We start from the raw sequence: 7,564 nt of genomic DNA, 5'->3' as shown, positions 1-7,564 counted from the left end.
ATTACGGGACGATCGGCACGACGGGCCTCGGCGGCAACGGCATCTTCGCGCAGAGCGTCGGCGGCGGCGGCGGCGACGGCGGGTCCGGAACGTCCTTCGCGGCGATAGTCAGCGTCGGGATCGGTGGCAGCGGCGGCGTTGCGGGCAACGGCGAACAGGTTTTCGTCCAGAATAGCGGTACGATCCAGGTGTCGGGCTTTCGCTCAAATGCGATCTTCGCGCAAAGCCTTGGCGGCGGTGGTGGTAACGGCGGTGACGGCACGGATGAATGCGCTTGCGTCGTAACATATGCGGTGGGCGGCAAGGGCGGCGTGTCGGGCGCGGGCGGTGAGGTCGATGTCACCAATTCCGGTTCGCTCACCACATCGGGCGACCTTTCGACCGCGATCCTCGCGCAAAGCGTTGGTGGCGGCGGCGGCACCGGTGGAGCCGGTTACGGATATGGCGGCGGCGTGTTCAACGTCGGCATTTCGGTCGGCGGCGCCGGCGGGTCGGCCGGCGGAGGCGGCACCGTCAAGGTCGATCAAACCGGCGCGATCGTCACCACCGGCATCAATTCAAACGCCATCACCGCCTACAGCATTGGCGGCGGTGGCGGCAACGGGGGCAGCAGTGCCTCCCGGACCGCCACGGTGCTCTTCGCGCCCAACAAAGGCTCGGACCCTAAGAACCCCCCTGGCAGCGGTCCGCCTACGATTTCGTTGGACTTCTCGTTCGGCGGTAGCGGTGGCGCCGCTGGCGACGGCGGTACGGTCAACGTTTCCAACGCAGGCTGGATCGGGACCGGCGGCGCTGGCTCGGCCGGCATCTTCGCGCAGAGCGTCGGTGGCGGTGGCGGCAATGGCGGTGACGCCTCCGCAACTTCGACGTCCGTCAACGAAGGGACCGCGAAGAACATTTCGCTGGCGCTCAGCATCGGCGGCAGCGGCGGTGCCGGCGGCAAGGGTAACACCGTGACGGTGAATAACGTCGGCAAGATATTCACGTTTGGCGACTTGGCACCGGCGATCGTCGCACAAAGCGTCGGCGGCGGCGGCGGCATGGGCGGCGCGGGGGTTGCCTCTTCCGACACGGTCGGCAACATCAATAACTTCACGCCCGGCAACATCTTCAGTCCGAATCCGAGCACGCCGCCACCGGATCCTGACGTGCCGAATTCGACCGATCGCTCGAAACTGGAGCAACTCGCCAACGGCGCCGAAGAAGGCACCAAGATTGCGCTTTCGGTCGGTATCGGCGGCAGCGGCGGTGCGGCAGGCGTCGGCGGCGACATCCTGGTCACCAACGATGGCAACATCGTTACCTACGGATACGCCTCGCAAGGCATCTTCACCCAGAGCATCGGCGGCGGCGGCGGAACGGCTGGCGGCGGCAGCGCGCAGAGTTCGGGCGGGATCGCCGTCGGAGTCGGAATCGCTGGCAATGGCGGCGGCGCGGGAATGGGCGGAAACATCAACGTCACCAACACCGGCACCATTGCCACCTGGGGCGACGATGCCACCGCCATCTTTGCGCAGAGCATAGGCGGCGGTGGTGGCCTCGCGCTGATCGGAGACGGCCATGTCGGTCTCAATCCCAAGGGCGTCGCGGTCGCTATCGGCGGCACGACGGGAAGCTCCGGTGCCGGTGGCAACATCATCGTCTCGCAGACCGGCACCATCACGACGATCGGCGATCGCGCCTACGGCATCCTGGCGCAGAGTGTCGGCGGCGGCGGCGGCGTTGGCGGTACCGGCGACGGAATCAATCTTGGCGCGGTCGTCGTCGGTGGTAGCGGCGGCCCCGGTGGTGCCGGGGGTACGGTCCAGGTCACCGATACCGGTGGCATCACAACCTACGGCAATGGCGCCGACGGCATCCTGGCGCAAAGCATCGGCGGCGGCGGTGGCCTCGGCGGAGACGCGGCAGGCTCCAACCCTCATCTCGGCAGCCGCGCGATAACGGTCGGCGTCGGCGTTGGTGGCGCTGCCGGTGAGGCGGGTGATGGTGAGGGGGTCACGATCAGCAGTACCGGTCCGATCACGACCAGCGGTATCGCCGCCTACGGCATCCTGGCGCAAAGCGTCGGCGGTGGCGGCGGCATCGGCGGTAGTGGCGATGCAAGCGGTGGCACGATCGCGTTCGCCGGTTCGAACGGCGGCGCCGGCAGCGGCGGCGCCATCACCATCGATCAAACCGGCAACGTCACCGCCAGCGGCATGGATTCGCACGCGATCTTTGCGCAAAGCGTCGGCGGGACCGGCGGCGGCAACATCACCATCAACCTGCATGGCGGCACGATCAGCGGCGGCACCGGCAACGCGGCCGGCGTCTACATCGACGGCGGCGCCACCAACGCCGTCAATATTTCATACGGCGCGGTGGTGACGGCGCAGTCCGGCGTCGCCATCCAGGCGACCGACGGCGTCGATGCGAGCGGCGTGGCGCGTGTGATCGGCAACACCACGGTCAACAATTCCGGCGGCATCGTCGGCAATGTGGATCTCGGCAGCGGAATGGGCCAGGTCAACAATCTCGCGGGCGGGACCTTCGTCACCGGCACGGTGCTCAATCTCGGTTCGGGCGCGCTGGTCAATGCCGGCCGGCTCGACATCGGCGGCGTCAACAACGTCATCACGACGGCGCTGAAGGGCGCGTTCGTTCAGACCACGGCGGGCACCTATGTGCCCGACGTCCGCTTCGGCGGCACGTCGGATCTGCTCGCAGTGAACGGAATTGCCAATGTTCGCGGCACGATCCTTCCCAATCTGCTCTCGTTGCTGCCCAACACGCCCGCGACCGTCCTCACGGCCACTGGCGGCTTCATCGGCGTCAATGACGTGACGGCGACCAATTCGCCGACGGTGACGTACGGCGTCCAGTTCGTCGGCAACTCCCTCCAGCTCGTCGCGACACAGGCGCAATTCGTCAGCTCCGCGCTTTCCGCTTCACTCACGCCGAATGAATTGTCGGTCGCCAACCAGCTGCAGAATATCTGGAATGCCGGCGCAACGCCCGGCATCGGGCCGGTATTTGCCGCTCTGGCGAACCTGAGCGATCCTCAATCCTACGCCCAGGTGCTCGATCGTTTGCACCCGGCGGCTTATCTCGCGCAGCCGGCGATCTCGACATTTACCGGGCTCGGCTTCGTCGACAGCATGTTGAGCTGTCATCTTGCGGCTGGTCCCTATGCGCCGCTGACTGAAGTGCCCTGCGAATGGGCCAAGCTGACCGGCAGCTTCGCCAGCCAGGTCGGCTCGTCGGGTTCTTCCGGATTCCACGATCAGGCCGCGCGTCTTCAGGCCGGGCGGCAAATCCAGCTTGCGCCCGACTGGTTTGGCGAATTCGCCGTCGGCTACGAAGCCGGCCGAACCACCGGCAATTTCTCCACCACGCTCGCCGACCGCTATGACTTTGGCGCGGCGCTGAAGCACCAGATCGGGCCGTGGCTGTTCGCGGCCGCGCTCGATCTCGGGTACGATGCGCTCAACACCACGCGCTCGATCGATTTCGGCGGTGTGCAGTCGGCGACCAGCACGCCGAGCGTATGGCGGCTGGATTCGCGGTTCCGCGCCGCCTACGTCGCCGAGTTCGGCAGCGCCTATATCAAGCCGTCGCTCGACCTTGACGTCATCTATACGGCGCTGCCGGGATTCAGCGAGGCGGGCGCCGGTTCGCTAAATCTCGCTGTCGCGTCATCCAACAAGGTGGCTTTTGCGGCTACGCCGATGGTCGAACTGGGGCAGACCTATTTCCTCGCCAGCGGTCCGGCGCTGCGGCCGTTCATTCAGGGCGGCGCCACCTGGCTGTCCAACAATACGTGGGGCGTGAACTCGACGTTCGAGAGCGCGCCCGCGGGTGTAACGCCGTTCACGACGCTGACCTCACTTCCGCAAACGCTGTGGAAGGTCTCGGCCGGCATCGACATCTTCGGGGTGGCGCGGATACCGGGCCTGGACCTGCGCCTTGAATATCAAGGGCGGTTTGGAGCGGGCTATAACGACCAGACCGGCCTGGTGAAGCTGAGCCGGCATTTCTGACGGCACTTGGCGGTCGGCGGCGCGGCCGCGACCTTTCGCCGTTTATTCCGGCGGCTTTAATTCTGCGGAATTGGCCCAGTTGCTGAGACGCAACGCTGCCTCGGCCTGACGCGCCTTTTCAAGCAGGGCATCCTGCTCTTCGCCCGGAGGCAGCAGTGAAGCCTTGTGTCGCACCTCGTTGGCGAATGAGAGCAGACGATCCTGCAAGGAACTGGTTTGCTTGATACGCCGCCGTAACATGGCGTTACCCCCTGTCGATGTCTGGCGTGACCCACCGGCGCTCGCCTCACGAAGTGAAGCCACCGGCGGTGGCCGGCCGATCATGCGCCCTTAACCGGTCGGTGAAAGCGCACAAGTGAACACAAGGGCGAAATAATCGTCTGGCAGCGCAGTAGAGTTAACGCCGCGCCACGCTCCGGTGTACCGGCGTATCGATTTTTTTATGAAATGATCCAATAGCATTTCATCTCCTCAATCCAAGGTGCAGGCCGAACGATTGGGGTGACGGCTCCGCCGCGTTCTCAGCGCGGAGGAGCCGTTTTCGCCGGGGGACTGAATATCACGATGTGCTGCGCTGTCTTATCAGACTCCAGTTGCGCGATCAGGATGTCCAGGCTTTTGACGCTCCCCTCATCGGTGACGCGGGCGCAAAGGCCGCGATAGTGTTTGATCTCCTTGTCGATTTGCTCGCACTTCCAACACATCGTCAGCTCCAGCGCACGTGAACCAATGAATGGAGCTGCGTCACGTTCCCGGCGGATGCATCTTTGATGGGCTTAACATCCGGCGGCGCGCCGGGGCGCTGGGTACACTTCTGGACACTGCCTGATTTGCGGTCGAGGTCGATGCCGCCGACAAGAAACGGCTGGCTCATATGATGGACGTCATGTTCAAGGACATTATTCTAGTGGTCCGATTCCAACATTCGCATATTCATTGGCGCCGGCATTTTTGTTGAGGCGGACCAGCATCTCTACGAAGGCCGCCACGTCGAAGCGTTGGCGGCGCTGGCGCAGAATATCGCGCACTCGGCGGGTCTGCAGGCCGCCTCAGCTGGCGGCTGCTTGCGCCGGAGTTCCGGGGATACGGAAAAGCCCCCGCCGTCGTGAACCGGCGGGGGCTCCCCGGGTAGATGTCGCGAGGCTGGGGAACTCCGCGCGCGGCGCCCCACAGATGTCGCGCCATGGACCCATCGTATCAATCTAGCGAGGCCGAGCGGTTCCGGCGTGGCTCTATTTTGAGCAGGCGATGCCACAGATAGCGACAGCGTCGCGCGGACATGATCGTCCAGCGCCTGGAACGTATATCCCATGCCCCCGTTGACCAACGCGAGATGAACCGATGTTTGTGCACACCGCCCCTGACGCCGTGCCGTTAAAATTATGGCTTGAGCGATTCACGGGTCAGACCGCTACTCGCGATCAAAGGTCTTGATCCGGCCGGGATGTTTGACCTCCGCTTTTCGATCCAACATGAAAGCTCTTATGAAAATTTTGCGCGATCGTTCTCCCTCGTTGGCAGCGAATTTCACTTCGACATCGACAAGACATCCCGTCGCCGCTGCGTTCGCCGCCGCTGCCGGTGTTTTGGCCGCTTCCGCCTATGTCAACTGGCGCCTGGCCAAAAAAGCCCAGCGCGAAAATCCTCCGCAGGGGCAATTCGTCGAGGTTGATGGCGTCCGCCTTCACTTTGTAGAGCGCGGAACCGGAAAGCCGCTGGTCTTGTTTCACGGCAACGGAAGCATGATTCAGGATTTTGAATCAGCCGGCCTGATTGATCTGGCGGCCCGGCACTACAGGGTTATCGTGTTCGATCGGCCGGGGTTCGGGCATAGTTCGCGGCCGCGGAACGTTATCTGGAGTCCCGAGGCCCAGGCCGACCTGTTCATGCAGGCGTTAGGCCGTCTCGATATCCAGAACGCCATCGTCCTGGGGCACTCGTGGGGCGCCTCGGTCGCGCTCGCTCTCGCCACCAGGCACCCGCAGCTTGTCCAGGCGCTCGTCCTGCTTTCCGGGTACTATTTCCCGACTGCGCGTGCTGACGTGGTTGCCCAATCCGGACCCGCGATACCGGGGCTCGGCGATATCTTCGCCTACACGCTGTCGCCAATTCTCTCTCGCCTGATGTGGCCCGGCATGCTGCACAAGCTGTTCGGTCCTCGCTCGGTTCCGAAGAAATTCGATGGCTTCCCGAAAGCGATGGCGGTTCGTCCGTCTCAAATTCGCGCCAGCGCTGCCGAGGCTGCCTTGATGATACCGGCGGCATTTTCGTCGTCCAAATCGTATGATGAACTCTCATTGCCAATCATTATCATGGCGGGAGAAGGCGATCGCCTGATTGATATCAACGAGCAATCTGCGCGGCTTCATTCAGAGGTGAAGCAAAGCAAATTGCACCGAATCGCCGGAGCTGGCCACATGATCCAGCAATCGGCGACGCAGGACGTCATGAATGCGATCAATGAGGCTGCTGCGGCGTGAGTCCGCGCGAGCTTTGCGCTCCTGCCGCCAAGGAATATCCGCGCATCGCTTGCAGCTCGGATCGGTTGTCGTGTCTGCCGGCGGCAGAATCATATATAAGAGAGCACGCGGCCAAACCGTTACGTACCGGAACCACAGAGGCGAGATGTGGCTGATTTCATCGTATTGAAACGACCGGGACCGCCTGCACGGGAAGTCCTGGTAAACCTCGACCAAATCCTGATGGTGCAGCCCGGACAGAACAGCGGGTCGGCGATCCTGTTCGGCAAGGACCATCTCGTGAATTTCGAAGAGGACCTTCCGACCGTGATCCGTCGAATCCAAGCGGGTCCCTACGTCCGAACCGATCACGGCTAGGCTTTAATCTGCGGCAAGCGGCGTCGCTTGTGACGTCGGGCAAATCACAAGCGACTAGCACCCACGGCAGATTCCTGTGAACGAGCTGACCTGTCGGCGGCCTCGTTGGCGACGGCGTGGTTTGCCTTTCGGCTCGACGGCATGCGCGCTGAAGACCCGCTGTGAGGCGTACGGATAATTAGGTGGCGCGGCGGCGCGTGCCGGCGCCAGAGGCGCCTGCGGGACCGTAATGACAGGGGTATTGGCGCGCAGCGGCGGCACGCTTGAGGCATTGCCGATGCCGCTCGGATCGGAGAGCGCCCTGGGATTCGCGGGCCCATACGGCACGCCGCTGATCGGCGCCATGCCCGCGCCCGCCGATCCCGCGGGCGGAGTGAGTTGCGCGAAGGCTTGCACCATGAAGACTTGCCCCGCGAGGCACGGGCTGATGAGCACGGCGACAACAAGCGGAGCGATGCGGGACATGTGGCTCTCCGTGCGCTGTACTCCCAATGAGAACACAGGACGCATGTTCCCTCATGCGATGCCGGATTGATTGACTTTTGGGAAGCGCTCACGCCGCCGACTGATCTTCTTTATCAGGTCCACGTATTACGATCTTCAGCGCATCATCCGGCAACGGCTGCTACAATGCCGTCGTCTCGTCCCATGGCGCGCGCATCCAGACATCGCGCTCTTCATCGGTGGTCAGGATCACCGGCATTGCCT

The 7,564-nt window shown here is 63.6% G+C and carries 6 protein-coding genes and 1 pseudogene; 3 read left to right on the top strand and 4 right to left on the bottom strand.

Going from position 1 to position 7,564, the window contains the following annotated elements; translation table 11 throughout:
• A partial coding sequence (locus tag WB528_RS22500) for an autotransporter outer membrane beta-barrel domain-containing protein (RefSeq protein WP_423890810.1) occupies window positions 1-4,019 on the top strand: 4,019 nt, incomplete at its 5' end.
• 42 nt (window positions 4,020-4,061) lie between these two features.
• On the opposite strand, the gene WB528_RS22495 is transcribed toward WB528_RS22500, so the two are convergent.
• Both WB528_RS22495 and WB528_RS22490 read right to left on the bottom strand, forming a co-directional pair.
• Window positions 4,062-4,259: a hypothetical protein gene (locus tag WB528_RS22495; protein ID WP_423890808.1), complete on the bottom strand. Its 198-nt coding sequence runs from the start codon at window positions 4,257-4,259 to the stop codon at window positions 4,062-4,064.
• 659 nt (window positions 4,260-4,918) lie between these two features.
• On the bottom strand, window positions 4,919-5,047 hold the full coding sequence (locus tag WB528_RS22490) for a hypothetical protein (RefSeq protein WP_423890806.1): 129 nt from the start codon (window positions 5,045-5,047) through the stop codon (window positions 4,919-4,921).
• Window positions 5,048-5,503: 456 nt separating this feature from the next.
• Here WB528_RS22490 and WB528_RS22485 point away from each other — a divergent pair, with 456 nt between their 5' ends.
• Together WB528_RS22485 and WB528_RS22480 are read left to right on the top strand one after the other, a co-directional pair.
• Window positions 5,504-6,499, top strand: coding sequence for an alpha/beta fold hydrolase (locus tag WB528_RS22485; protein ID WP_423890804.1), 996 nt, complete (start codon window positions 5,504-5,506; stop codon window positions 6,497-6,499).
• A 147-nt stretch (window positions 6,500-6,646) separates the two neighbouring features.
• Entirely contained in the window at window positions 6,647-6,856 is a 210-nt protein-coding gene (locus WB528_RS22480; RefSeq protein ID WP_423890802.1) for a hypothetical protein, read from the top strand.
• A gap of 54 nt (window positions 6,857-6,910) precedes the next feature.
• On the opposite strand, the gene WB528_RS22475 is transcribed toward WB528_RS22480, so the two are convergent.
• Window positions 6,911-7,321, bottom strand: a complete 411-nt coding sequence (locus WB528_RS22475; protein WP_423890800.1) for a hypothetical protein — start codon at window positions 7,319-7,321, stop codon at window positions 6,911-6,913.
• Between the two features lie 163 nt (window positions 7,322-7,484).
• A pseudogene (locus WB528_RS22470) lies at window positions 7,485-7,564 on the bottom strand (SOS response-associated peptidase); the annotation flags it as partial.

Origin of the sequence: Bradyrhizobium sp. (genome assembly GCF_049586575.1) — a bacterium.
Lineage (GTDB): Bacteria > Pseudomonadota > Alphaproteobacteria > Rhizobiales > Xanthobacteraceae > Bradyrhizobium.
Note: the sequence above shows the minus strand (reverse complement) of the source record. Positions and strands in the feature narration are given on the sequence as shown.

Excerpts from the sequence above, each read along its gene's own strand:
- WB528_RS22485 (WP_423890804.1), top strand. The coding sequence starts at position 5,504 with ATGAAAATTTTGCGCGATCGTTCTCCCTCGTTGGCAGCGAATTTCACT.
- WB528_RS22495 (WP_423890808.1), bottom strand. The coding sequence starts at position 4,259 with ATGTTACGGCGGCGTATCAAGCAAACCAGTTCCTTGCAGGATCGTCTG.
- WB528_RS22475 (WP_423890800.1), bottom strand. The coding sequence starts at position 7,321 with ATGTCCCGCATCGCTCCGCTTGTTGTCGCCGTGCTCATCAGCCCGTGC.